Here is a 3,189-nt window from a genome sequence, read left to right as displayed (position 1 = left end):
GATCAGTTCGTGGGAACGCCGGCATTTGCTGCTGCACGTTTAAGGCCGGATGTAAGGCCTTTGTTAATGACGTCGCTCGCAAACGCATAAAAACTGGAGGCAGTATGAGCTACAGAACAGAAGAAGTCGCTTACGTGCAACCGGCGCAACCCAGCGCCGCCGCAAGCGTACAAGCCGCGCAACAACGCAGCACCGCCGAATATCGCGCGCTCGACGCCGCGCACCATATCCATCCGTTTTCGGATATGGGTTCGCTCAATCGCGCCGGCAGCCGCGTGATCGTCAAAGCGCAAGGCGTGTACCTGTGGGATTCGGAAGGCAACAAGATCATCGACGGTATGGCCGGGTTGTGGTGCGTGAACGTCGGTTATGGCCGTAAGGAACTGGCCGACGCAGCGTATCGGCAAATGCAGGAACTGCCCTTCTACAACACCTTCTTCAAAACGACGCATCCGCCGGTGATCGAGTTGTCGGCCTTGCTCGCGGAGCTGGCGCCGGAACCGTTCAATCACTTCTTCTATTGCAACAGCGGTTCGGAAGGCAACGACACCGTACTGCGTATCGTCCATCAATACTGGGCGACGCAAAACAAACATTCGAAGAAGTTCGTTATCTCGCGCAAGAACGGTTATCACGGTTCGACGATCGCAGGCGGCACGCTGGGCGGCATGGGCTACATGCATGAACAGATGCCCTCGAAGGTCGAGAACATCGTGCATATCGACCAGCCGTATTTCTTCGGTGAAGCAGAAGGCAATCTGACGCCGGAAGAATTCGCGCTGGCCCGAGCACAGCAGCTCGAAGCGAAGATTCTCGAAATCGGTGCGGACAACGTGGCCGCGTTTATCGGTGAGCCTTTCCAGGGCGCGGGCGGCGTGATCTTCCCGGCTTCGACGTACTGGCCGGAAATCCAGCGCATCTGCCGCAAATACGACATCCTGCTGGTCGCCGACGAAGTCATCGGCGGCTTCGGCCGGACCGGCGAATGGTTCGCGCATCAGCACTTCGGTTTCGAGCCGGATCTGATCACGCTGGCCAAGGGCCTGACGAGCGGCTATGTGCCGATGGGCGCCGTCGGCCTGCATGATCGCGTGGCCAAAGCGATCATCGAGCACGGCGACTTCAATCACGGTCTCACCTACTCCGGGCATCCGGTGGCCGCGGCTGTGGCGCTCGCCAATCTGAAGCTGCTACGCGACGAGAAGATCGTCGAGCGCGTCAAGACCGACACGGGTCCGTACTTCCAGAAGAAGTTGCGCGACACCTTCGCCAATCACCCGATCGTTGGCGAAATCTCCGGGGCGGGCCTGGTAGCCGGTCTGCAACTCGCAGAAAACCCGAAAACGCGCAAGCGTTTCGCCAATGGCGGTGACGTCGGCACGATCTGCCGCGACTTCTGCTTCAACGGCAACCTGATCATGCGCGCCACCGGCGACCGGATGCTGCTGTCGCCGCCGCTCGTGATCAACAAGCTGGAAATTGACGAGATCGTTTCGAAGGCGAAGTACGCCATCGACGCGACCGCACAACAACTCGGAATTTCGTAACGGCAGTTCGTTCCGGCATGAGCACACCCACGATACGCGCTCATGCCGGTTCTCCACATCAAGGGAAAAAACCATGAGCGTTTGTCATCTTCGTCATGCGGTCGCGGGGGCCGCGCTTCTCGCCTTCGCGGGTTTTGCGGCGTTGTCGGTTACGCCGGCCCTTGCGGCCGACACGGAACTGAATGTCTACAACTGGTCAGACTACATCGCGAAGGACACGATTTCGAACTTCGAGAAGCAGGACGGCATTCATGTCAAGTACGACAACTACGATAGCGACGATACCTTGCAGGCCAAACTGCTTGCGGGCAGTTCCGGCTACGATATCGTCGTGCCGACGTCGAACTACATGGCCAAGCAGATTCAGGCCGGCGTATACATGAAGCTCGACAAATCGAAGCTGCCGAACCTGGCAAACCTCGACCCTGTGCTGATGAAGATGATCGCTGACGCGGATCCGGGCAACCAGTACGGAGTGCCTTGGGCATACGGCACAGACGGTATCGGTTACAACGTGCAAGCCGTACAGAAGGCACTCGGTGCGAATGCACCGGTGGATAGCTGGGCGCTCGTGCTCGACCCCGCTAATCTGTCGAAGCTGAAAGGCTGCGGTGTATCGTTCCTCGACCAGGCCGTCGACGTATTCGCCGCCACGCTGCAATACATGCATAAAGATCCGAACAGCACCAACCCCGCCGACTATCAGGCCGCTTTCGAAGTGCTGAAGAAAGTCCGCCCGTATATCACCCAATTCAATTCGTCCGGCTACATCAACGACCTCGCCAACAACGACGTTTGCGTCGCGGTGGGATGGTCGGGCGACGTCGGCATCGCAAGCCGCCGCACCGAAGAAGCCAAGCGTTCGTATCAGATCAAGTTCTCGAACGTGAAGGAAGGTGGCCTGTTGTGGTTCGACGTGATGGTGATCCCGAAAGATGCACCGCATCCTGAAGCCGCACTGAAGTGGATCAACTACATCTCGGATCCGAAGGTCAACGCTGCAATCACCAATGAAGTGTTCTATCCGACTGCGAACAAGGCCGCGCGCCAGTTCGTCACGCCGGCGGTCTCGCAGGATAAGACCGTTTATCCGGGAGACGACGTGCTGAGCAAAATGACGCTGATGAAGCCGATGCCGACCGACATCCTGCGCCTGGAAAATCGTCTTTGGGCGCAGCTTAAAACCGGCCATTAATTAAGCCAAACTAAAAACTTTCGATCTCGCGCTCAGGGATCGCTCGAACCCTGAGCGCATGAATGGCAGTAACTGTAGTCAGCCTGCGCGCTTTAAGAGTCCCATCTGCGCGCAGTCCCATGTTTTCCGATCGCAGCGCATCTTGCGAGCCGCTTCCCGCGACTCGTATGGAGACACTTGCGCTCGCGATCCGCAAGGAATGGTTACATCATGAACTCGACGACCTTAAATAGCGCGGCCGGCGCCGCCCAGATGGCCCGCCCCGCACCGACGACAAAATCGAAACAGGACGAATTCGTCCGCATCGAAAATGTCGTGAAGAAATTCGGCGACAGCGTCGCTGTCGATAACGTCAATCTGAGCATCGCGAAGAACGAACTGTTCGCGCTGCTCGGCAGCTCCGGCTGTGGCAAATCCACCCTTCTGCGCATGCTCGCAGGGCTCGAG

The 3,189-nt window shown here is 58.1% G+C and carries 3 protein-coding genes; all 3 read left to right on the top strand.

Translation table 11 applies throughout. The features are described from left to right. Window positions 1–104: 104 nt before the first annotated feature. Window positions 105–1,547: an aspartate aminotransferase family protein gene (locus PQR40_RS38815; RefSeq protein WP_408511264.1), complete on the top strand. Its 1,443-nt coding sequence runs from the start codon at window positions 105–107 to the stop codon at window positions 1,545–1,547. Between the two features lie 73 nt (window positions 1,548–1,620). Continuing rightward, entirely contained in the window at window positions 1,621–2,742 is a 1,122-nt protein-coding gene (locus PQR40_RS38810; RefSeq protein WP_408242387.1) for a polyamine ABC transporter substrate-binding protein, read from the top strand. 210 nt (window positions 2,743–2,952) lie between these two features. Next, on the top strand, window positions 2,953–3,189 hold a 237-nt coding region (locus PQR40_RS38805), incomplete at its 3' end, for an ATP-binding cassette domain-containing protein (protein ID WP_408511263.1).

This window comes from Paraburkholderia sediminicola (assembly GCF_046026855.1).
Taxonomy (GTDB): Bacteria; Pseudomonadota; Gammaproteobacteria; order Burkholderiales; family Burkholderiaceae; genus Paraburkholderia; species Paraburkholderia sediminicola_A.
Note: the sequence above shows the minus strand (reverse complement) of the source record. Positions and strands in the feature narration are given on the sequence as shown.

Coding starts and splice junctions, on each gene's coding strand:
- PQR40_RS38815 (WP_408511264.1), top strand. CDS start 105: ATGAGCTACAGAACAGAAGAAGTCGCTTACGTGCAACCGGCGCAACCC.
- PQR40_RS38810 (WP_408242387.1), top strand. CDS start 1,621: ATGAGCGTTTGTCATCTTCGTCATGCGGTCGCGGGGGCCGCGCTTCTC.